Raw genomic sequence first — 23517 nt, forward strand, 5'->3', positions numbered from 1 at the left:
ACTTCTCTGTTTATTTTTGTATATTTTTCGCAACCTTTTCTCGAACAGTTTGAATATAATTCATTTTATGATCCCAACATTCTTGGCTTAAATCGACAGGGTACTCTTCAGGGTTTAAAGTTCGCATATACTCTTCCCAAAATAGTGAGAGGCTGCGTTCGTTATATTTTTGGATATCTAATATATTGGGTAATTCATACGTTCTTTTACCGTTAACGAAAATATCTTGATGCAGTTCGCGTGCTTCAAAGTTTGTTACGAATTTACTTATATATGTGTGAACAGGATGGAACATTTTTAAACGTTCTTCTTTTCCAGGTTCTTCTGACTCTAACGCAATATAATCGCCTTCTGCATGATCGTTAACACGGTTAATAATACGATAAATTCGTTTAAGTCCTGGAGTGGTAATTTTTTCAGGGTTAGATGAAATTTTAATTGTATCATTTAATTTTCCGTCAGTATCTTCAATAGCGACTAGTTTGTAAACAGCCCCTAATGCTGGTTGCTCAAAGGCTGTAATCAGCTTTGTGCCAACACCCCATACATCAATCTTTGCCCCTTGAGATTTCAAATGCATAATCGTATATTCATCTAAATCGCTAGAAGCGATAATTTTTGTGTTTGTAAATCCAGCTTCATCAAGTTGTTTTCTTGCTTCCTTTGATAAATATGCCATATCACCACTATCCAGGCGAATGCCATAAAAATTGATACGATCCCCGAATTCTTTTGCGACACGAATCGCATTTGGAACACCAGATTTCAAAGTGTCGTATGTATCGACGAGAAATACGCATTTTTTATGTGTTTCAGCATATTTTTTAAACGCAACATATTCATCACGATATGCTTGAACGAAAGAGTGGGCATGTGTGCCGGCTACAGGGATGCCAAAGCGTTTCCCTGCCCGAACGTTACTTGTAGAAGAGAAACCGCCAATGAAAGCAGCTCGTGTTCCCCAAAGGGCAGCATCAAACTCATGAGCACGCCTTGTACCGAACTCTAAAAGCTCATCGTTATTTGCAGCGTGCTTCATACGTGCAGCTTTTGTAGCAATTAATGTTTGGTAATTTACAATATTTAAGAGGGCGGTTTCAATTATTTGTGCCTCGCCAAGTGGTGCATCGACACGTAATAAAGGCTCATTATTAAAAACAACTTCGCCTTCTTGCATACTACGAATTATTCCAGTGAACTTCATATTTTGTAAATAATGAAGGAAGTCTTCTTCAAATTGCAGCTCGGCTAAATAAGCGAGATCACTTTCGGTAAAGCTGAAATTTTCTATGTACTCTACAATTTTTTCAAGCCCAGCAAAAACAGCATAGCCGTTTTCAAACGGAAGCTTTCGAAAGTATAGATCAAAAACAGAACGGCGAGTATGAATACCATCTTTCCAATATGTATAAGCCATGTTGATTTGATATAAATCTGTATGTAAGGCGTAACTATCGTCTTTATAATGATTCATTGCGAAAACACCTCCGTAATTTGGTTATAGTATACCAATTTTTCCCCTTTCGTAGCAAAGAAGTAATAGGGGATTGAAGTCAAGAGAGAAAAAAATGAAATAATGCATATTTTTTAGAAAATTTACATTTATCAATTTATATTTCTTTAGATTTTATGTATTATTAGAGTAATGGGGGTAATGAGAATGGAGGAGGACAATGCAACAAACATTAGAAAAAATAGGCAAGCAAGTCTTTTATAAACGGCTACAGCAAAAAATGACACAAGAAGAATTATGTCAGGGCATTTGTTCTGTCTCATATTTAAGTAAGATCGAAAATGGAAAGATTGAAGCATCAGAAGAAATTCTACAATTGCTCTGCACAAGACTAGAAATTGCTGTGACAGATTTGAGAGATGTAGAAGAAGATGTGAAGGTGAAGTTGGACGAGTGGTTGAATGCACTAATTCATTTGGACAAGCAACAGGTAGAACGCATATATGAAGAGTTACAAGGTGAAATAAAACATGTTGTAGATTTTGAAATTATAAATTATTATAAACTGCTTTATACACGTTATTTAATTATGAAAAGGGATTTTCCTGCTGTTGAAGAAGAGTTAGAGAGCTTAAAGAAGATGTACAAAAAGTATTCACCATTCCAGAAATTATTATATACGTATAGCAAAGGGTTATATTATTTTTTACAACATAAATATAAGAGGGCTTTGGAGTACTTGGCTCGAACAGAAGTAATGGCAAAGGAACAAGGTTATCACGAAAATGGAATATATTTTAATTTAGCTCTTGTTTATAATGAATTAGAAGTTGAACATATGACTTTACATTTTGCTAATGTAGCGATGGAAGGATTTAAGAATGAATATAAGTTCCGTTATGTGATAAATTGCCAATTACTTATTGCGCTGAGTTATATACAAAAAAAACAATATAATGAAGCGCTATCTATTTATAACAATATTTTGAGAGAAGCAAATTCTTTCGCTGATAAAGAAAGCATAACAGCTATTGCTTTAAATAACTTAGGATTCTTGTACTATAACTTAAAAGATTATGCAAAAGCTAAAGATTATTATTTGCAATGCTTACAGTATAAGAAGGAAGAGGATTTAAATTATATTGATGCAGTATATGAGATTGCTTTACAATGTATTGAATTAAAAGAATTTGAAGAAGCGAAAGATTGGATCGGTAAAGGGATAGATGTCGCGAAGAGGGATGAAAAGTATAAAAGTATGCTATATATACTTTTAATGCTTAAGTATAAATACTTTGAAACTAAAGATGTTTATAAAAAATTTTTAGAAGTTGAGGCAATCCCATTTTTTAGAGGTGAAGAGAATAAAAAGGAATTAAAAATGGTGTATTTAGAACTAGCAGGGTATCATGAAGAATTATTAGAGTTTCGAGAAAGTAATAACTATTATAAATTAGCAATTAATTTATTAGAAGAAAAGGGAGGAAAATAATATGAAGAAAATAATTATTGGTGCTTTGGCTTTGGTAGCTGTATTAGTGGTATTGGAACCGCAATATGCTTGGACATCGGATATCTATGGTCAAGGAGAGAAAGTAGTTGAAGTGATAAACTCTTAATAAAAACCCCTTTCCAAACGGAAAGGGGTTTCTCATTATTTGTTCCCTAAAATTCTACAAAACTTGAGAAAAAAGTTATTTGAATTTTTAGTATATTAATAGTGGAAACATAATGCTAATATGAAATTACTCTTTTTCAAAAATTTTTTATTAGGGGGAAGGTTATATGAAAAGGAAGAGTTTAGCGTTAGTGTTAGCGACAGGAATGGCAGTTACAGCGTTCGGAGGGACAGGCTCTGCATTTGCGGATTCTAAAAATGTGCTCTCTACAAAGAAGTACAATGAGACGGTACAGTCACCTGAGTTTATTTCTGGTGATCTAACTGGAGCGACTGGTAAGAAAGCGGAATCTGTTGTGTTTGATTACTTAAATGCGGCAAAAGGTGATTATAAGTTAGGGGAAAAGAGTGCGCAAGATTCTTTCAAAGTGAAACAAGTGAAAAAAGATGCTGTAACTGATTCAACAGTAGTACGTATGCAACAAGTTTACGAGGGAGTACCTGTATGGGGGTCTACTCAAGTAGCTCACGTAAGTAAAGATGGTTCTTTAAAAGTACTGTCTGGAACAGTTGCGCCTGATTTAGACAAGAAGGAAAAGTTGAAAAACAAAAATAAGATTGAAGGCGCAAAAGCAATTGAAATCGCGCAACAAGATTTAGGGGTAACACCTAAATATGAGGTGGATCCAAAAGCGGACTTATATGTATATCAAAACGGTGAAGAAACAACATATGCATATGTTGTGAATTTAAACTTCTTAGAGCCAAATCCAGGAAACTATTACTATTTCATTGAAGCGGAAAGCGGTAAAGTGTTAAATAAATATAATAAACTTGATCATGTAACGAATGATGATAAGTCACCAGTTAAACAAGATGCTCCGAAACAGGATGCGAAAGCGGTTGTAAAGCCTGTAACAGGAACGAATAAAGTGGGAACTGGTAAAGGTGTATTAGGAGATACGAAATCGCTTAATACAACGTTATCTGGATCATCTTACTACTTACAGGATAATACGCGCGGAGCAACAATTTTCACATATGATGCGAAAAACCGCTCAACATTACCAGGAACATTATGGGCAGATGCAGATAATGTTTTCAATGCAGCGTATGATGCAGCAGCAGTAGATGCTCATTACTATGCAGGTAAAACATATGATTACTATAAAGCTACATTTAACAGAAACTCTATTAATGATGCGGGAGCGCCATTAAAATCAACAGTTCATTACGGAAGTAAGTATAATAATGCATTCTGGAACGGCTCACAAATGGTCTACGGAGATGGTGATGGTGTAACATTTACTTCGTTATCTGGTGGCATTGATGTAATTGGCCATGAATTAACACATGCTGTTACGGAAAACAGTTCAGATTTAATTTATCAAAATGAATCAGGAGCGTTAAATGAAGCAGTTTCTGATATTTTTGGTACGTTAGTAGAGTATTATGATAACCGTAACCCAGATTGGGAGATTGGTGAAGATATTTATACACCTGGTAAAGCGGGAGATGCACTTCGTTCTATGAGTGATCCAGCGAAATATGGTGACCCAGACCATTATTCTAAGCGTTACACTGGTTCAAGTGATAACGGTGGAGTTCATACAAACAGTGGTATCATTAACAAACAAGCTTATTTATTAGCAAATGGCGGTACGCATTTTGGTGTAACTGTAAATGGTATAGGCAAAGATAAATTAGGTGCAATTTACTACCGTGCAAATACACAGTATTTCACGCAATCTACTACATTTAGCCAAGCGCGTGCTGGCTTAGTGCAAGCAGCAGCTGATTTATATGGTGCTAGCTCTGCAGAAGTAGCGGCAGTTAAGCAATCATTTAGTGCTGTTGGTGTAAACTAAGATATTTCTATTCATATGAGATAGGTATTAATAGAATATACTTCAAAAAATAAAGAAGGAGCATAGGCTCCTTCTTTATTTTTTTCTCCATTTTTTCCACAAATAAAACAATCCAACGCAACCCGCGATTGTTACAATCCACTTCGCTTCATTTGTTCCGTTAATGACATGATATGCAGAATATACTTCAATCAATAAGGCTGGTACTTTCCCTATTGTACTGGCAATACTGAAAGAGAGTAATGACATTTTGCCGAGAGCTGCAAATAAAGTAACGATACTGGACGGAATGAAAGGAATAAAACGAAAAGATAGGACGAGTAGAAATGCCTCTCTGCCTTCTACGTAAAGAAGACGTTCTACCTTTGGATACTTATTTACTTTATCGTGAGTGAACTTTTGAAGGCCTATGCGATAAATATAAAACGAGATAATAGCCCCTAATGCCTCACCTGAGATCGAAATGATTGTGCCATTTGTTACACCGAAGAGCTGTATATTAATGGCGGTCAAAAAAATACTAGGGATAAAACCTAAAAGACTGATGATGATGTTGATTAAGATACTAAGTGGAATTGCGATTGAATAATAGTCTGTTAAGAAGTTTTGAATTGTTTCAGCCATTTTATAAAATCCTTTATCTTTTTTTGCATTACACCATATTTCCATTGTATAGGCAAGTGCAAATTTACATAATGTAGAAAACAGTTGATAGAAAGGGGTTTGTATACCTTATATAGGTATTGGGTATATAAAAGTAGGGGTATATTTATTCTGTTTAAAAAACACTCCATAAACCCTATATTTAAAGGATTTATGGAGTGTTGTGATTGGTATTTTTATCTGGGAAATAATCAGAAAAACATGGGGGTATATTTTAAGGGGGGCGAAAAACAGTGATTTGATGAAAGGGGGTTGGAAAATATAGTGAAATGAATGAGGGATTTTAAAACTGTATACATTTTTTCTTTGTGAAATTGACTTTTAGTGGAGTTACGATAATAATCATGGAAGAGGTGATACGATGAAACGACTAAGTAGTCTTTTCTTGAGTAGTTTATTGGCACTAATGCTGATTTTAAGTGGATGTGCAGGAAAAGAACAAAAAACAGAAAAACCAAAAGAGGATCATTCTACATCAGTAGAAAAAATTAGTGATAATATTTTAGATGAAATGGAAGGGCCACCTAAAAATGGTCATACGATTGAAAGGCATGTTGGAAAGACAGAAGAAGAGCTGAAAAAACGTTTGAGTACAGATAAAGTTTCAGCGGCAAGTACATACTATGATAAGGAAACAGCGACAAAGGCTGTGAAAGATAGTTTAAAACAACATGATAAAGAAATTCAGGATTGGTTAAAAAACTCTAAAGAGGCTCGCCTTGTATTGAATACAACTCATTCATTCCCAGTTGGAAAAACAGTAATAAAGAAAAATATGAATGTAAAAGACAAACTAGTAAAGACTGTTACTGTTTTAGCGAGAGATAAATCAGGAGATCTAGGATTTAAGATTATTACTTCTTATCCATCAGATAAATAAAGGGGGGAGTATATATGTATCCAACATTACAATACTTTTTAAAATCATACTGTACGTTAAGTATTCATGAGGATGAAATAGTAAGCGTGATGGAAGAGTTTATAGAGCAAGAAGATGAAGGAATTGTTTTGAAATTACGCGATGAATTAGTAAATATGAAGAAAAAGAACGCGTGGGAAGAAGCGTGCGTATTAGCTGCGAAGCAAGGGAATCGTATGTGGTCTTTAGAAGAAACGAAAGACCATCTCGAAACTTTTTTACTATTATTGCAAAAGAAAAAGGCGTGAGTAGATCACGCCTTTTTGCATACGCTTTTTGAAATTTGTCCGTTTGATATTATCTCATTGTTTTGGGGCACTTTTATATACGCTTTTTGAAATTTGTCCATTTGATATTACTTCACCGTTTTGTGTTACTTTTTTATACGTAACCGCTGTTATTTTATCACCAGTATTACTAATTACTTGAGAAGAAACTTCAACATTTTTACCAGTATTTGTACCGAAAATGCGAGTAGTAATACTACCTCCATTTGAAAATGCTTGAATGTAAATATGCTTACCTGTATTGTTTTTAAATTTTAAATCCGGACCATAATCTGCCACTGCTGCATCTTGCCCAAGTGGTAAATAATTTACGGGCATAGAATGATTGCTTCGAGAAACAATTCCTAAATCTGCCCTTAAAGCTGCGCTATATAAAGTACTACTTACTTGGCAAACACCTCCGCCTGCACTTTGTATAACTTTACCTTGTGAATATACTGCTGCGGATTTATAGCCATTTGCAGCATCAGTTACGCCAACACGACCATTAAAACTAAACGTTTCATCAGGTGCTACAATAACTCCACTTAAAGTATTAGCTGACTTATTTACGTTATAGGACTGATTTCCATTACGGCCAGCCATTGGGGTAGAGTATTCAGCAATCACTTCTTTAATCCCCATTTGTTGTATATCTTCTGTAGAACGTTCAGGTTTTATTGGTGTAACTGGTAATACCACATCGGATGTGCCAGAAGTAATAGCCTGATTCGTTAAAGCGGTTAATTGTCCTTTATCAATTTTTTCCCCATTTTGACTTTGGCTAATATTCACTGTAGAGCCTTCAACACTTAATTCGGCGTTGACAGGATTTTTTAATGTTTCATTATATTTATCCTTTATAAAGGTTTCATAAGTTGTTGTATTTAATTGTGGTGTTAATTTATAGTCACGTTTTACTTCACCGTTTTCAGCTTGCTTACGCATGTTGTAACGATTCATTACGTTCCCTTCTTGCTCTTTAAAGATATTGTCGACAATATCCTTCTCTTTATAATCTACTCCTAAATCTTTCCATGTGTAATTTTGTTTATCATTTTGGAATACGTAGTTAAGAGATTTTTGATTTAATTCATTCACCTTTTGATTAACAAGGGCTTGAATATCTGCTTTATTTTTTCCATCAAGAGAAATACCTTCAAATGTAGTGTTTGGTAGTGCAGTTGTATTTAGTTGATTATTTAATTTGGATACATATTGATATCCACCAATACCACCAACACAAAGTAATATGCCACCAGCAATAGCGGAACCAATCAGTATTTTGCTTAGCTTCATTTATTTCCCCCCAGAAAAATTTGTATAAATATATGTATTACATTTTTTGTATAAAAATGATGAAAATAACATTATGTACGTACTAGTATACTATTATTTTCACTACGCGTGTAATGTTTTTATAAAAAATGTTACACCGTTGTAATAATTGTCTCTTTTTGTCACAATATGCATGAGAAATATGTTGAAAATTATAATAAAAAGGCTGCTTAGAAAAATCTAGCAGCCTTTTTATTATAATTTTTTATGCTCATTTTTATTCGTAACACCGAGATGTTCTTGAAGTGTTGTCGATATATCATTAACACTCTTTTCGTTGGGAACGTAATAATAAATACCACCTATATATTTATCAGTACCTTCCACTTGCAATTTATCCATTTTTAAATCTGAACCCATTGAATTTTTTGCAATCGTCATCATATCATCGAAAGTTAAATTTGTTTTTAAGTCTGTATCGACAGCATCTAATAGGCCACCGATTTTATTAATGGAATTAAGGGACAGTGCTTTTTCAGCAATAGCTTCTAAAACAAGTTGTTGTCGTTGACCACGCATATAATCACTGTCGATATGACGAGTTCTCGCTAGTGCAAGTGCTTCTTCTCCATTTAAATGTTGACGCCCTTTTTTTAGGTGAATAGCATCTGCTTCGTCACTACTATTTTGTTCTGTGAACTCAACTGGAACGTCGACAGTTATACCACCTAGAGAATCAACGATCTTGATAAAGGATTTGAAATTAAATTTTACATAGTAATCAACTGGGACATCTAAAAAGTTTTCTACTGTATCAATTGTGCTGTCTACACCACCAAATACGTGCGCATGTGTAATTTTATCATATTTATCACGTGATTTAATGTAGACGCGTGAATCACGTGGAATGCTGACCAGTTTAACAGATTTATCATTTTTATTAATTGTTGCAAGTAGTAATGCATCTGTACGAGTCGCTTTTCCGTAACCTTTTTCCCTGATATCACTTTCATCAACACCCATAATCAGGACAGAAATATTGTCAGTCATAGGTTTAACAGCTTTTTCACGTTTGCTGGATTTATCTCCTCGGCCTAGTTCAGAATAAGCATTACTTAAAACAGATTTTGCTTTACTGTATATATGGAAGGAGTAACCTCCTGCCCCAAGTGCTACAATCAATAATGGAATAAGAATGAACCAAAGTAGACGTTTTTTCTTAAAGCGTCCTTTTTTGGCTCGAGTTTCGTTGTTAATGTCGGATTTCATCATTTTTTCTCCTTTAAAACAATCAAAGTGTATACATCTAGAAGCGTATTAAAACACATAAAAAATATTGTACGCTAAATAAAAGGTATTGTACATGTATAAAAAATAGATGTCTTGATTATTTATAAGACATCTATTCGTTATTGTATACAAAAGACAGGGATAAGAAAATGATAAAATTTTACCTAATTAAAGCATAATACTTACAATAATCGCAGATAAAATACTAACAAGAGTAGCTCCGTATAGTAATTTTAGGCCGAAGCGGGCAACAACATTTCCTTGTTCTTCGTTTAACCCTTTTACCGCGCCGGAAATAATTCCAATGGAAGAAAAGTTGGCAAAAGAAACGAGGAAGACAGAAATAATACCAACTGTACGGATAGAGAGAGTGCTAGAAATTTTATTAAGATCCATCATTGCTACAAATTCATTTGTTACAAGCTTTGTTGCCATAATGCTACCAGCTGTGACAATCTCAGAACTTGGTACGCCGATAAGAAATGCAATAGGGGCGAATACATAGCCTATTAGTTGTTGGAAAGTAATGCCGAATATAATGAGGAATAGGTCATTAATACAACTCATTAATGCGACGAATCCAATGAGCATAGCGCCGACGACAATGGCTACGCGAAAACCATCAAGAATGTATTCTCCAAGCATTTCAAAGAAACTTTGTTTATCCCCTTTGATTTCCAAAATGTCTTCATCATCGTTAACGTCGTAAGGATTAATAATGAGTACGATAATAAAACCACTAAATAAATTGAGAACGAGTGCGGTTACTACATATTTTGGTTCGATCATTGTCATATAGGCACCGACAATAGACATAGATACTGTTGACATAGCAGAGGCGCAAAGTGTATATAGTCGATGTTTTGGAATTTGGGCTAATTGTTTTTTTACCGTAATAAAAACTTCTGATTGGCCGACAATAGCGGAAGCGATGGCGTTGTAAGATTCTAATTTCCCAAGACCGTTTATTTTACTAAGAAAGAAACCAATCCAACGAATGAAGAATGGTAGTATTTTGAAATGTTGTAATATACCAATTAAGACGGAGATAAAGACAATCGGTAATAATACGTTAAGGAAAAATGGCATTTCCCCTTTATTTGCAAGGCCGCCAAATACAAAGTTTATACCACTGGCAGCATATTCAAGTAGCCTCGTAAACAGGTTGGAAATTATCGTAATAAGTATGAGGCCAACTTCTGTATTTAATAATAAATAGGTTAAAATTACCTGTATAATAAGCATGATGAAAATTGGTTTGAATTTAATGTGTTTTTTATTGTTGCTAGCAATGTAGGCAAGAATAAAAACAACGATAAGTCCAACGAAAAAAGTGATAAATTTCATAATAAGCCCCCTAAAAGAGATATTCTGATATATGTTTTTCATTTAAAGTGAGAATATGCATGTTTGGTAAAGAGAGGAATAGAGGAATCATGAATATATGTAGAATACATCACGTTGCAATTATTTGTTCAAATTATGAAGTGTCAAAGGATTTTTATACACGAATATTAGGTTTCAAAGTGAAGAATGAAGTATATAGAAAGGAACGAAATTCGTATAAGTTAGATTTATGTGTAGGAGGAGAGTATCAAATTGAATTATTTTCATTTCCAAGTCCGCCTGACCGCGCAAGCTTTCCAGAGGCTGCTGGACTTAGACATTTAGCTTTTGCGGTTACTGATATAGAAGATGCTGTTAAACATTTAAACCGATGCGATGTTGAGACGGAATTGATACGTGTTGATGAGATAACGAGAAAAAAATTCGTCTTTTTCCAAGATCCTGACGGTTTGCCATTAGAATTGTATGAAGGCTGAAAATTGGTGAATTTTATATAGGGTTGCTTTCAAGTAAATGAAGAAACTAAAGTGAAACTTCTTTATTTAAAGGAGGTGTAACTTTAGCTAAGAAAAGCTAAAGGACATATGTGGATATTTTAAAATTATTGATGGTAGCTGTTCTTATTGCGCTGACAGGTTTCTTTGTAGCTGTAGAGTTTGCAATTATAAAGGTGCGTAGCAGTCGTATCGATCAACTCGTTAGTGAAAAAAGACGAGGCGCATTGGCAGCTAAAAAAGTAACTTCAAATTTAGATGAGTATTTATCGGCATGTCAGTTAGGAATTACGATTACTGCTTTAGGGCTCGGGTGGTTAGGAGAACCGACGATTAAACATTTACTCGAACCGCTATTTTTAAAATTGGATTTATCTGCTGCAATTGCAAGTACAGTTTCATTTATTATTGCATTTGCAGTTATTACGTTTTTACATGTTGTAATTGGTGAACTTGCTCCAAAGACTTTTGCAATCCAAAAAGCAGAGCAAGTTAGCTTATTATTATCAAAGCCCATTATTTATTTTTACCGAGTTATGTATCCATTTATTTGGGCTTTAAATGGCTCTGCGCGATTTGTGACAGGCTTATTTGGTTTACATCCTGCTTCTGAACATGAAGTTGCGCATTCTGAGGAGGAACTAAGATTAATCTTGTCTGAGAGTTATGAGAGTGGCGAGATTAATCAAACTGAATTTAAATATGTAAATAACATCTTTGAATTTGATAACAGGGTAGCAAAGGAAATCATGGTACCTCGTACTGAAGTTGTTGGTTTATATGAAGATGAGCCGTTTGAGACACATATTAAAGTAATCGCACAAGAAAAATATACGAGATATCCAGTATTTGGTGAAGATAAAGATGAAATTATTGGGATGGTTAATGTAAAGGACTTATTTATTCGTTATATGGATGGTAATCGAGATGAAGAGTGTTCGATTACACCATATACACGTCCAGTTATTGAAGTGTTAGAAAATATCCCAATCCATGATTTACTATTGCAAATGCAAAGAAGGCGCATTCCATTAGCTGTATTATATGATGAATATGGTGGCACAGCAGGGATTGTTACATTGGAAGATATTTTAGAAGAAATTGTTGGAGAAATCCGAGATGAATACGATGAAGATGAGCATCCACCTATAGAACATATAAGTGAAGTGTGTAAAATCACAGAGGGGAAAGTGCTTATTAGCGAAGTAAACGATTTATTTGGCATACATTTGGTCGCTGATGATGTTGATACAATTGGTGGTTGGATTATGGTACAAAAGCAAATCGTTGCTGAGGGGGATATTATTGAGAAACACGGCTTTTCTTTTAAAGTTCTTGAAAAGGATATGCATCAAATTAAGCGAGTTGAAATAAAGAAAGTAGAAGAATGAATTTTCTATTATATAAACTTTAATAAAAAGTATATATAGAAAAATAAATGTTTGCGCTTTCAAAAAAGGTGCTATATAGTGAAGGTGGATACTGAAGAATTCTTTTAATGATACTCGTATTTTATAGGGCGAATTCTTTAGATAAGGATTTAGAATGAAAAGTATAGGTGATGAAAAATGATAGCAACGAAGGATATACGTATAGAAAAAGATTTTTTAGGTGAAAAGGAAGTACCGAGTATAGCTTATTATGGTGTACAAACATTACGTGCCGTAGAAAACTTTCCTATTACAGGATACCGCATTCATCCGTCACTCATTACGGCAATGGCAATTGTAAAGAAAGCGGCAGCGCTTGCGAATATAGATACAGGTTACTTAGCTAAAGATATCGGGCAAGAAATTGCAGAAGCAGCACAAGAGATTGTGGATGGAAAGTTACATGATCAATTCATTGTAGACCCAATTCAGGGCGGAGCAGGTACTTCAATTAATATGAATACTAATGAAGTAATTGCTAATAGAGCGTTAGAACGTATGGGATACGAAAAAGGTGGATATGCGAAAATTAGCCCAAATACTCATGTGAACATGGCCCAATCAACAAATGATGCGTTCCCAACTGGGATTCATATTGCAACTCTTATGATGCTAGAAGAACTTCTTGTTACAATGGAAGAACTTCACTCTGCTTTTCATGATAAAGCAAAAGAGTTTGATCACGTCATTAAAATGGGGCGTACACATTTGCAAGATGCAGTTCCAATTCGCCTTGGGCAAGAATTCGAAGCATATAGCAGAGTGCTAGAGCGTGATATAAAAAGAATTAAACAGTCTCGTCAACATTTATACGAAGTTAATATGGGTGCGACAGCTGTCGGTACGGGATTAAATGCAAACCCTACTTATATAGAACAAGTTGTGAAGCATTTACGAACTTTTAGTGGTTTCCCTCTTGTTGGTGCAGAGCACTTAGTTGATGCGACGCAAAACACAGATGCGTATACAGAAGTATCTGCATCACTAAAAGTATGTATGATGAATATGTCTAAAATTGCAAATGACCTTCGTATTATGGCGTCTGGTCCACGTGTTGGATTGGCGGAAATTCAATTACCAGCTCGTCAACCAGGTTCATCTATTATGCCGGGTAAAGTAAATCCAGTTATGGCAGAAGTAATTAACCAAGTTGCTTTCCAAGTAATTGGAAATGACCATACCATTTGCTTAGCGTCAGAAGCTGGACAATTAGAGTTAAATGTAATGGAGCCCGTATTAGTATTTAATTTAATTCAATCCATCAGTATTATGAACAATGGATTCCGTGTATTCCGTGAATATTGTATTAAAGGAATTACAGCGAATGAAGAGTTGCTTAAGCAATATGTTGAAAAAAGTGTTGGAGTTATTACAGCAGTGAACCCTCATATTGGTTATGAAGCAGCTTCTCGCATTGCACGTGAAGCAATTGCGACAGGAAAATCTGTTAGGGAGCTATGTTTAGAACATGGTGTACTTACAGCAGAAGAGCTTGATATTATTTTGGATCCATACGAAATGACGCATCCTGAAATTGCTGGTGCATCTTTATTAAAAAATAAAAAAGTATAAAGTAAAACACCGATCCCCCTTATATAGGGATCGGTGTTTTATTTTAAAAGATATTAAATACAGAGTTAAGTTGAAGTAAGCTAATAATAGCTAAGAAGATTAAACTATATTTCATCACTGTTTTAAATAAGGCAGATTCTTGACCAACTAGTCCAACTGCTGCACAAGCAACTGCTACAGATTGTGGTGAAACCATTTTTGCGATTGTACCACCAACTACGTTTAATGAAACGAGAGTAGATGGAACGAGGTTTAACTGATCGGCAGTTACTGCTTGAAGTGGTGCGAATAATGAACCACTTGATACGACTGAACCTGTAATGAATACGCCAATCCATCCTAAAATTGGAGAAAGAACTGGGAATGCATTTCCTGTAGAAGAGAATGCAAGTCCAAGTGTAGATGACATACCAGAGTAGTTCTCTACGTAAGCTAAAGCGATAACGCTACAAATTGTATATACTGGAACTTTTAATTCTTTTATTGTTTCGATCATTAATTCTTTAATTATTTTGCCGTTTACGCGGTAGACGATAAGTGAAACGATAATTGCTAATACAATCGCAGTAGTTGTAGAAGAGAATACATCTAGTTTGAAAATAGCTGCGAAAGGTGTATCAGCCTTTGTAATTGGTGCAGTTTTCATAACCGCATTATGAAGACCAGGGAATTGAATGTTAAATACTAAGTTTGCCAATGGACCATCCGGAGCAAATAAAGCTTTAATCGGTTTTAAATTAAAGATTGTTACGAATGCAGTTAAGAATACGAATGGAGACCAAGCATATAAAATTTGATTGAATGTATGAGATTCTTTTTCTTCTTGTTTTTCTTCTTTAGCAGAAGATTTTGGTTGCCACACACGTAAGAATAATGCAAGAGAGACCATACTTACAACGGCTGCGAAAATATTAGTAAGTTCTGCACCTAAGAAATAAGTTACAAGGAATTGAGTAATTGCGAAAGAAACACCACTTACAAGAATACCTTGCCAAGTTTCTTTAATACCTTTAATTCCATCTACCATTGAAACAAGTAAGAAAGGTAAAACAATGCTAATGAATGGTAAAATGTAAACAGTTTGACGACCGACAGTTAATGCATCAAGCTGAGTTAATTGTGCAGGTACTGTAACTGGAATACCCATAGCACCCATAGCACCACCAGCGATATTAGCTACTAAGCAAATACCGGCTGCCTTTAATGGATTAAAGCCCATACCTACAAGTAATGCTGCTGTAATAGCAACTGGAACACCGAAACCAGCCGCGCCTTCTAAGAAAGCACCGAAAGAATAAGCAATTAATAATACTTGTAAACGTTGATCATTTGTAATGCTTGAAATACTATCACGAATGACATTGAATTGTTCTGTTTTAACAGTTAATTTGTAAAGGAAAATAGCTGCGATAACAATAGTACAAATTGGATAAAATCCAGATAAAACACCAAATCCCGCAGATGCTACGGCCATAGTTGCTGGCATTTTATAAACAAATATTGCAAGAATAATGGCTACAATTACACTATAGAGACCAGCGATATAACCTTTCATTTTGAATCCCACTAAACAAATAATGAAGCAGAAAATTGGAAGTGCAGCGATTAGTGCAGATAACCAAATGTTGTTTAATGGGTCATAAATTTGTGTCCAAGTACTCATAATAATGACAACTCCTATCTATTATATGTGAAGAAATTCACATTATTTGTGAAACTATTCACAATCAACTTACATGCTTAGTATATTCTCCTTCAACACTATTGTCAACGTAAAAAAGTATAATTATTCCATAATAGTGTTAAAAGAAAAGCTTTGTTCATAAAGTAGACAAAAAGCGTAATCAAATTGATTTGATTACGCTTCTATAAATTATTTACATATTCTTTCATTTTTTCATATGTCATTGGTCCTACATGCTTATATTGAATGACACCGTTTGTATCGATGACAAAAGATGTTGGAATGCTGATGATTTGATATGCGGCACTTGCCTGTCCTTTCTGATCTAATAGGACGGGGAAGGTATATTTGTTTTCTTCAAGAAATTGTTTTACATTGTTCGGGTCTTTTTCAGTAGCTGTCGCATTTACAGCGACAATTTCAATCCCCATATCTTTAGTATCATGATAAAACTTTTCCATATCAGGCATTTCTATTTTGCAGGGACCACACCAGCTTGCCCAAAAATTCAATATTACTTTTTTTCCTTTATAGTCTGTAAGGTGAACTTCTTGACCAGTAGTTGTTTCCAGAAGGAAATCGAGGGCAACATTGCCAACTTCAGTTCCAATTGGGATGTTTGATTTTGAAGCTATATCTTCTTTTTTGTCTAATAGGAAGTGAGCGATAATAGTCCAGCCAACCGCAATGCTAATTAACGCAATAATAAACCATTTTTTAATACTACATCATCCTCCTTACTTAAATTTCCTTTTTATCGTAACAAAGTGGTTAAATATGGTCAAATTACTTTACGATAGGTTATCAATTATAGACGATATTTTACAATATCATTACTGTACATTTCAGTAAGGTGAAAATATAACAAAAAGGCTGATAAATCAACATTTGTAAGCAAAGTATTACTATCCCTTTGTTTTGCTTTTTCTTTATATCATATAGTATAATATTCAAAATCAGCAGGGATTTTTTCCTGAACTGTGTGCTGATAAAAGGAGGAAAAATTTTTCAGCATTATAGGTTGATAAAGTTATGTCGTAACAGGAAATATAAGAACAGATATATAAATAAATAATAAAGAAAATAAAAAACGAAAATGAGGGGAACTTTATGAACCAAAATCAATTTGACTGTCGTATTTCAGAAGAAGACGTGCAGATGTTAAGAGCATTAGCTCATCCACTTCGTCTACGTCTAGTAATGGAACTAATGCAGCGTGGAACATGTAATGTAACACAATTACAAGAGGTATTAGAAATTCCGCAATCAACTGTTTCGCAGCATTTAACGAAATTAAAGCAAAATAAAGTAGTACGCTTTGAGAGACGCGGGTTAGAAGTGTATTATCAAATTCATAACGATAAAGTAAGTGAAGTAGTAAAAACATTATTTTCTTAATTTTTGAATATTATGGAAAGAAGACGTGTGAAATATACGTCTTTTTTTATTTGGAAAGGGTCTAATAATAGGAAGATTTGAGAGCGTATATATTAGCGCGTTAGAAAGAAACAAACTATCGGTTGAAGTGCTAAATTGACGGAATATATTCTGAAGGGATATGAAAAGATAGAAAGGAGTGTTGTAAGCCAAAGGAGGAACAATATAATGGATGTAAAACGTGTGAAACAGATATTATCTTCTTCAAGTAGAATTGATGTTACATATGAGGGAGTCCCCGTATGGATTGAGAGCTGTGATGAGCAGAAGGGGAGTGCTCAAGTGTATGACGTATCCAACCCAGGAGAGAGCGTTCACGTGGATGTGACGGCTTTAGAAGAGATGTAATAGAAAAGACGCTTCTAATTGTAGAAGCGTCTTTTCTGTGTTATTCCATCATACTTGCAACTTTTTTAGAGCAGAGAAGAAGTACAAATCCTAGGACGATAACGATAATACCGATACTTGCAAATACTTCAAGATAGCCTAATGATTGTGTAAAGGAAGCAAGCTTACCAGCTAACCAGTTAGCCATACCTGAACCAGCTAACCATACACCCATTAGTAATGATGCTAATTTAACAGGTGCAATTGCACTTACCATTGATAGACCGATTGGTGATAAGAATAGTTCGCCAATTGTATGGAACATATAAGTGATAACGATGAATAATAAGTTTGCTTTAACAGTTATATCAGCTTCACTACTTCCAGTTTTTAGAACCGCTAATGTTAAAACAAGGTAACCTATACCTAGTAAAATCATACCAAATGCCATTTTTGTTGGTACTTTTAAATCGCCACGCTTTGATTTAGAAAGTTTTAACCATAGCATAGATACGAATGGTGCAAGTAGTACGATGAATGCTGGGTTAACTGATTGGAACCAAGATGTTGGAACTTCCCATCCGAAAATTGTACGATCTACGAATTTATCTGTATAAAGTGTTAAAGAACTACCAGCTTGTTCAAATCCTGCCCAGAAGAATACAACGAAACAAGTTAAAATTACAATTGCCCAAGTGCGATTTTTTTCTTGTTTTGTTAAAGGTTTCTTTTCAGTTGCAGGTTGATTTTTTGTTTTTTTACCAACAACTGTTGTTCCTGCTGTACCAAGGTAGCGAGGAGCTAATAAGTTGAAAACAATTTGGCCAATAATCATACCGATACAAGCTGCTAAGAATCCGTATTTATATCCCATAACCATAACGCCATCAACGCTTGTTTTAAAGAAATCTTCTGCTAAAAATCCACAAATAAGTGGAGCGAAGAAAGCACCTACGTTAATACCCATATAGAAGATAGTAAATGCACTGTCACGACGTGAATCATTTTCGTCATACAATTCACCTAACAGTGTAGAAATATTTGGTTTAAAGAATCCATTACCAATAACTAATAGTACTAATCCAAGTAATAGTCCTGTTTTTGTATTCATGGAGAATAGTACAAAGTTACCAATCGCCATAATAATTCCGCCGAGAGTAATGGCATGACGTCTTGTAATATAATGATCAGTTAGCCATCCGCCTATAATTGGCATGAAATATACTGCCGCTGTAAAAGTACCATATAATTGCACTGCAACTGCCTTATCAAATCCTAACCCGCCACTAACAGCAGCAGTTGTTAAATAAAGAACTAAAAGGCCACGCATTCCATAATAACTAAATCTTTCCCACATTTCTGTTAAGAACAACAAATATAATCCTGGTGGATGTTTTTTTGGTGATTGTTGTTCTCCAGCTTTTTCTAATTTTAAAGCTGCATCCATTTTTGTTTCCCCCTAATCCTGTATAACGGATATTTATGTAATTATTTTAATTCACAAAATATTTAGAAGTCAATAGAATTATATGGAAATAGCAAGAAAATTTCTAAAAAAATCTATTTTTCTTCAACCGTTATTGTATTTTTCCCTGAAAACAAGATAATAAGCGTTTTCAAATGTAGTAATTGAATTCTAAAAGAAAGTAAAATAGTGACAAATCAGAAAATTTAGATTAGAATATTTATTCTGATATAGAGAAAATAAACTATATTTACTTTTATAATATAACATATCGGGAATAAAAATACAAAATGAAATAATGTGACACTTCAGTGAAATGAAAAAACCAGCTCCATAAAAGAGGGAGCTGGTTAGAATGAAATTATTTAACAAAGCGTTTTTCAATGTCGTCTAGTAGTAAGTTAGCAGCCATTACACCGCCAGCTGTATTCCAAATAACGTCGTCAACTTTGTATGCTTTTCCGTTCTTTACTGCATTTAAGTTTTTAAATAGAGGGTCGTTTATATATTCTTTTTCTAGTTCAGAGCCTTTTTTCTCGTTGCCTTTATCGAATGTGAAGTAGAATAATACATCACCATCCATTGCAGAAATACGCTCTTTAGATACATTGCGTTCTGCGAAATCATCTTTGTTTTGATCACCAGGACGCTTAAATCCAAGTTCTTTTAAAATAACGCCAGAGAATGTATCACCGTGATAAATACGAACATCACCAGGCATAAAGCGTACCATAGAAATTTCTTGATTTACTTTATCACCAAGTTTGCCTTTTAAATCTTCCATACGTTTTCCGTAATCAGCTAAAACCTTTTGACCTTCTTTTTCTTTATTTAAAGCTTTTGCATAAAACTTAAAGTTATCTTTCCATTCACCACGTAATGTTTCAGAGAAAACAGTAGGTGCAATAGCTGTTAGTTGCTCGTACACTTTTTCGTGACGCATTTTGTTACCGATAATTAAGTCTGGTTTTAAAGAAGCGATAGTTTCAACGTTAACTTGTCCTTCATCACCAACAACTTTTACATCTTTCATTTTATCCTTAATATGCGGATACCATGGGTCACCTGTCCAAGACTTTACAGCACCGACCGGTTTCACACCTAATTCAAGTAAAGCTTCAGTTCCTTCATTAGTTAAAATAACTACACGTTTTGGATTGGCAGGAACTTCTGTTTTACCCATTGCGTGCTCAACTGTAATCGTTTCTTTTTTATTATCTTTTGTTGCTTCTTCTTTGTTATTTGATTTTCCACAAGCACTTAAAAGAAGTGAAAATGCTAGTAAAAATACAAATACTGTAAACGATTTCTTTTGCATGAAATTCATTATGTACCCCCTACATGTTGAGAATATTTTTCAATAGCAAGCATGATATTAAAACTTTTTGGTTCGATTGTCAATGAAAATAATTCTCATTATCGTTGACAATGAGAATTAAGTTGAAATACACTTACAACGTATCATTATACATTGAAGGGGAAACGCTGCATGTTATTAAAAACAAATCAAGCAAAATGGATTGGATTATTTGTTGGAATCATTGCAGTCGTTATTTGTATTTGGGGAAGTATTATTTTCGGATATACAAATACGAGTTGGAAATTAGCGCTAGATGCTTTTTTTCATTTTAATGGTTCAAATGAGCATATTATTATTCAAAATGTGCGTTTACCAAGGGCGTTAATTGCAGCAAGTGTTGGTGCTAGTTTAGCCATAGCGGGTTGTTTAATGCAAACTTTAACAAAGAACCCACTTGCTTCTCCAGATTTTATTGGATTAAATTCAGGTGCTGCTTTCTTCATAGTTGTAGCAATTGTGATTTTTTCCGTTACATCATTATCAGCCTTTACTTGGATCGCCTTTTTAGGGGCAGCAGTTGCTGCAGTACTTGTATTTGCCTCTAGTTCTTTAGGAAAAGAAGGGACAACGCCTCTTAAGTTAACGTTAGCAGGTGTCGCGATAAGTGCTTTGTTTTCATCATTAACACAAGGGTTACTTGTTTTAAATGAAAAAGCATTTGAAGAAGTGTTATTTTGGCTTGCCGGATCTGTGCAAGGAAGAAAGTTAGAGATTTTACAATCTGTATTCCCGTATTTATTAATAGGCTGGATTGCATCTCTTATGATGGCAGGGAAAGTAAATACATTAATGATGGGGGAAGACGTTGCAAAAGGACTTGGACAACGAACAATTTTAATGAAATCATTCGTACTACTTATTATTGTACTGCTGTCTGGTGGTTCAGTTGCGGTCGCTGGTCCAATTGGATTTATTGGTATTGTTACTCCGTATTTTGCCAGATTCCTTGTTGGAGTAGATCACAGGTGGAGAGTACCGTATAGCGGCTTGTTAGGTGCAATACTATTACTCTTAGCTGATATAGCAGCTAGATATGTCATTATGCCACAAGAAGTACCAGTAGGGGTTATGACAGCATTTATCGGGGCCCCATTCTTTATTTATATTGCACGTAAGAGAGGGCTTAGCAAATGAAGAAGTATATTCCGTTTCGTATAGGAAAAGGTGGGCTCTCGTTTTTAATGTATAAACGAGCTGTTCTAGTCTTATTCAGTTTACTAGTTGTTTTAATAGGATTATTTTTTGCGAGCGCAGGTATGGGAGATATGAAAATAGCTCCTTATGATGTATGGCAAGCGATTACCGGAAATGGTGATGCGATGTCAAATATGGTTGTAAATAAGTTTCGTATGCCGCGTATTTTAAGTGCGATCCTTGTAGGAATCGCACTTGCTGTAGCGGGGTGTATTTTACAAGGGCTCGTTCGAAATCCGCTTGCTTCTCCTGATATCATCGGAATTACGGGCGGGGCAAGTGTTGCAGTTGTACTATTTTTAGCTATATTTAGTGATAAAAATAATGCGCTAACAGTAAGCATTCATTATATGCCGCTCGCAGCCTTTGCTGGGGCAACGATTGTAGCGTTATTTGTATATTTATTTGCATGGAGAAATGACGGGTTATCACCGATTAGCCTTGTTTTAATTGGTGTTGGATTTTGGGCATTAACGAAAGCAGCAACGACTTTATTTATGTTGTTAGCACCAATTTATCAAGCGAGTCAAGCGAATGTATGGATTACAGGTACTGTTTACGGTTCTTCATGGCAAAATGTTATGGTACTTGCGCCGTGGGTTCTTATTTTAACTGTAATATCATTTATAGCGGCTAGACAATTAAATGCCCAAGAGCTAGGGGATGATATTGCAGTAGGACTCGGTATTCCTTTAACAAAGTCGCGCGTATTCATGCTATTACTTAGTACAGCTTTAATTGGTGGAGCAGTTGCTTTCGCAGGAGGAATTGGATTTGTTGGTTTAATGGCACCTCATATTTCTCGAAGGCTAGTTGGTTCTTTATACGGTGCCTTACTTCCAGTTGCGGCGATTGTCGGTGCAATTCTAGTGCTTGCTGCAGATTTAATTGGGCGTACAGTTTTCACACCACTTGAAATTCCAGCAGGGGTATTTACATCAGCAATTGGTGCACCTTATTTTATTTATTTACTTTATAAAAGTCGGAATTCATAAAGGGAGATGAATATGCAAAAAGCATTGGAGACGAAACGCTTGACGCTGTCGTATGGTGAAACGATTATTATTGATGAGCTGAATTTAGAAATTCCAAAAGGGGAAATTACAATCTTCATCGGTTCTAACGGTTGTGGGAAATCAACTTTATTACGTTCACTAGCTAGATTATTAAAGCCAACAACTGGTGACATTTTGTTAGATAATCAAGCGATTCAAAGTATGCAAACGAAGCAAATTGCTCGTCAAATGGCGATTTTACCGCAAGGGCCACAAGCGCCAGAAGGACTTACAGTATTGCAACTTGTTAAGCAAGGACGTTATCCATATCAAACATGGCTGAAGCAATGGTCCGAAAAAGATGAGGAAATGGTACAAAAAGCGCTTGCGGCAACGGGTATGACAGAATTTGCTGAGCGTGATGTTCATGCTCTTTCAGGTGGACAACGTCAACGTGCTTGGATTGCAATGACCCTTGCACAAGATACTGATATTATTTTACTGGATGAGCCAACTACATATTTAGATATGACTCACCAAATTGAAGTGTTAGATTTATTATTCGAATTAAATGAAACAGAGAAAAGAACGATTGTTATGGTATTACACGATTTGAACTTGGCATGCCGTTATGCAGACAACATTGTAGCTATTCAAGATAAACAAATATATGCGCAAGGTAAACCAGAAGAAGTTGTTGATCAAAAGTTAGTTCGTGATGTATTCCGTATGGAGTGTCAAATAAGCGCTGATCCATTATTTGGAACACCGCTCTGTATTCCGCATGGAAAAGGAAGAAGTGTACGAAAAGAAGCTGTTCAGGCGATGAGATAAAAAAACGATGAATAATTCATCGT

Annotated in this window: 22 protein-coding genes; 13 read left to right on the forward strand and 9 right to left on the reverse strand. The window is 34.9% G+C overall.

Annotated elements, in window-relative coordinates; genetic code table 11:
• Positions 1-10 precede the first annotated feature (10 nt).
• Positions 11-1474: a nicotinate phosphoribosyltransferase gene (locus tag EXW56_RS03010; RefSeq protein ID WP_002159335.1), complete on the reverse strand. Its 1464-nt coding sequence runs from the start codon at positions 1472-1474 to the stop codon at positions 11-13.
• A 199-nt stretch (positions 1475-1673) separates the two neighbouring features.
• Here EXW56_RS03010 and EXW56_RS03015 point away from each other — a divergent pair, with 199 nt between their 5' ends.
• The 3 genes from EXW56_RS03015 to EXW56_RS03025 all read left to right on the forward strand — a co-directional run bounded on the left by EXW56_RS03015 (position 1674) and on the right by EXW56_RS03025 (position 4939).
• A complete protein-coding gene (locus tag EXW56_RS03015; RefSeq protein ID WP_002113979.1) occupies positions 1674-2945 on the forward strand; it encodes a tetratricopeptide repeat protein in 1272 nt (423 codons plus the stop codon).
• A 1-nt stretch (position 2946) separates the two neighbouring features.
• Entirely contained in the window at positions 2947-3072 is a 126-nt protein-coding gene (locus EXW56_RS03020) for an NprX family peptide pheromone (protein ID WP_002113982.1), read from the forward strand.
• A 166-nt stretch (positions 3073-3238) separates the two neighbouring features.
• Positions 3239-4939 carry a M4 family metallopeptidase gene (locus EXW56_RS03025; protein WP_215597168.1) on the forward strand — a complete coding sequence of 567 codons (1701 nt, stop codon included), beginning with the start codon at positions 3239-3241 and terminating at the stop codon, positions 4937-4939.
• Positions 4940-5014: 75 nt separating this feature from the next.
• Here the strand turns inward: EXW56_RS03025 and EXW56_RS03030 are convergent, their stop codons facing one another.
• Entirely contained in the window at positions 5015-5563 is a 549-nt protein-coding gene (locus tag EXW56_RS03030; protein WP_002113987.1) for a TVP38/TMEM64 family protein, read from the reverse strand.
• 400 nt (positions 5564-5963) lie between these two features.
• Between EXW56_RS03030 and EXW56_RS03035 the strand changes: the two genes are divergently transcribed.
• Together EXW56_RS03035 and EXW56_RS03040 are read left to right on the forward strand one after the other, a co-directional pair.
• Positions 5964-6482, forward strand: coding sequence for an RNase A-like domain-containing lipoprotein (locus EXW56_RS03035; RefSeq protein WP_002113988.1), 519 nt, complete (start codon positions 5964-5966; stop codon positions 6480-6482).
• Positions 6483-6496: 14 nt separating this feature from the next.
• A complete protein-coding gene (locus EXW56_RS03040) occupies positions 6497-6769 on the forward strand; it encodes a hypothetical protein (protein WP_002201813.1) in 273 nt (90 codons plus the stop codon).
• Positions 6770-6823: 54 nt separating this feature from the next.
• Here EXW56_RS03040 and EXW56_RS03045 read toward each other — a convergent pair whose 3' ends face one another.
• The 3 genes from EXW56_RS03045 to EXW56_RS03055 form a co-directional block, all read right to left on the reverse strand.
• Positions 6824-8086 (reverse strand): VanW family protein, encoded by a 1263-nt coding sequence (locus tag EXW56_RS03045; RefSeq protein ID WP_002113998.1) that lies wholly within the window; start codon positions 8084-8086, stop codon positions 6824-6826.
• A gap of 234 nt (positions 8087-8320) precedes the next feature.
• Positions 8321-9337, reverse strand: coding sequence for an LCP family glycopolymer transferase (locus EXW56_RS03050; RefSeq protein WP_002201811.1), 1017 nt, complete (start codon positions 9335-9337; stop codon positions 8321-8323).
• A gap of 186 nt (positions 9338-9523) precedes the next feature.
• The gene (locus EXW56_RS03055) at positions 9524-10702 is read right to left on the reverse strand and encodes a NupC/NupG family nucleoside CNT transporter (protein WP_002201810.1); all 1179 of its coding nucleotides are present in this window, start codon (positions 10700-10702) and stop codon (positions 9524-9526) included.
• 89 nt (positions 10703-10791) lie between these two features.
• On the opposite strand from EXW56_RS03055, the gene gloA2 reads away from it, so the two are divergent.
• The 3 genes from gloA2 (at position 10792) to aspA (ending at position 14198) form a co-directional block, all read left to right on the forward strand.
• Positions 10792-11178, forward strand: a complete 387-nt coding sequence (gloA2, locus tag EXW56_RS03060) for an SMU1112c/YaeR family gloxylase I-like metalloprotein (protein ID WP_033714312.1) — start codon at positions 10792-10794, stop codon at positions 11176-11178.
• A 110-nt stretch (positions 11179-11288) separates the two neighbouring features.
• Positions 11289-12587: a hemolysin family protein gene (locus EXW56_RS03065; protein WP_002114005.1), complete on the forward strand. Its 1299-nt coding sequence runs from the start codon at positions 11289-11291 to the stop codon at positions 12585-12587.
• Positions 12588-12764: 177 nt separating this feature from the next.
• Positions 12765-14198, forward strand: a complete 1434-nt coding sequence (aspA, locus tag EXW56_RS03070) for an aspartate ammonia-lyase (protein ID WP_098988685.1) — start codon at positions 12765-12767, stop codon at positions 14196-14198.
• Positions 14199-14241: 43 nt separating this feature from the next.
• Here aspA and EXW56_RS03075 read toward each other — a convergent pair whose 3' ends face one another.
• Both EXW56_RS03075 and EXW56_RS03080 read right to left on the reverse strand, forming a co-directional pair.
• Positions 14242-15861, reverse strand: a complete 1620-nt coding sequence (locus tag EXW56_RS03075; RefSeq protein ID WP_002201808.1) for an L-lactate permease — start codon at positions 15859-15861, stop codon at positions 14242-14244.
• 203 nt (positions 15862-16064) lie between these two features.
• Positions 16065-16604, reverse strand: coding sequence for a redoxin domain-containing protein (locus EXW56_RS03080; RefSeq protein ID WP_346023524.1), 540 nt, complete (start codon positions 16602-16604; stop codon positions 16065-16067).
• A gap of 388 nt (positions 16605-16992) precedes the next feature.
• Here EXW56_RS03080 and EXW56_RS03085 point away from each other — a divergent pair, with 388 nt between their 5' ends.
• Both EXW56_RS03085 and EXW56_RS03090 read left to right on the forward strand, forming a co-directional pair.
• The gene (locus EXW56_RS03085) at positions 16993-17280 is read left to right on the forward strand and encodes an ArsR/SmtB family transcription factor (RefSeq protein ID WP_001075217.1); all 288 of its coding nucleotides are present in this window, start codon (positions 16993-16995) and stop codon (positions 17278-17280) included.
• A 207-nt stretch (positions 17281-17487) separates the two neighbouring features.
• Positions 17488-17667, forward strand: a complete 180-nt coding sequence (locus EXW56_RS03090) for an acid-soluble spore protein H (protein WP_002010492.1) — start codon at positions 17488-17490, stop codon at positions 17665-17667.
• Positions 17668-17707: 40 nt separating this feature from the next.
• On the opposite strand, the gene EXW56_RS03095 is transcribed toward EXW56_RS03090, so the two are convergent.
• Together EXW56_RS03095 and EXW56_RS03100 are read right to left on the reverse strand one after the other, a co-directional pair.
• Positions 17708-19093, reverse strand: coding sequence for a peptide MFS transporter (locus EXW56_RS03095; RefSeq protein ID WP_002114013.1), 1386 nt, complete (start codon positions 19091-19093; stop codon positions 17708-17710).
• Between the two features lie 379 nt (positions 19094-19472).
• Positions 19473-20438 (reverse strand): ABC transporter substrate-binding protein, encoded by a 966-nt coding sequence (locus EXW56_RS03100; protein ID WP_002201807.1) that lies wholly within the window; start codon positions 20436-20438, stop codon positions 19473-19475.
• Between the two features lie 162 nt (positions 20439-20600).
• On the opposite strand from EXW56_RS03100, the gene EXW56_RS03105 reads away from it, so the two are divergent.
• The 3 genes from EXW56_RS03105 to EXW56_RS03115 are packed head-to-tail and all read left to right on the forward strand — an operon-like array spanning position 20601 to position 23494.
• Positions 20601-21605, forward strand: a complete 1005-nt coding sequence (locus EXW56_RS03105; RefSeq protein ID WP_002201806.1) for a FecCD family ABC transporter permease — start codon at positions 20601-20603, stop codon at positions 21603-21605.
• Positions 21602-22660: a FecCD family ABC transporter permease gene (locus tag EXW56_RS03110; protein ID WP_098988684.1), complete on the forward strand. Its 1059-nt coding sequence runs from the start codon at positions 21602-21604 to the stop codon at positions 22658-22660. The genes EXW56_RS03105 and EXW56_RS03110 overlap by 4 nt, the downstream gene beginning before the upstream one ends.
• A gap of 12 nt (positions 22661-22672) precedes the next feature.
• Complete coding sequence (locus EXW56_RS03115; protein ID WP_002201804.1) at positions 22673-23494, forward strand: ABC transporter ATP-binding protein; 822 nt, start codon at positions 22673-22675, stop codon at positions 23492-23494.
• Positions 23495-23517 lie beyond the last annotated feature (23 nt).

Origin of the sequence: Bacillus mycoides (genome assembly GCF_018742245.1) — a bacterium.
Lineage (GTDB): Bacteria > Bacillota > Bacilli > Bacillales > Bacillaceae_G > Bacillus_A > Bacillus_A cereus_U.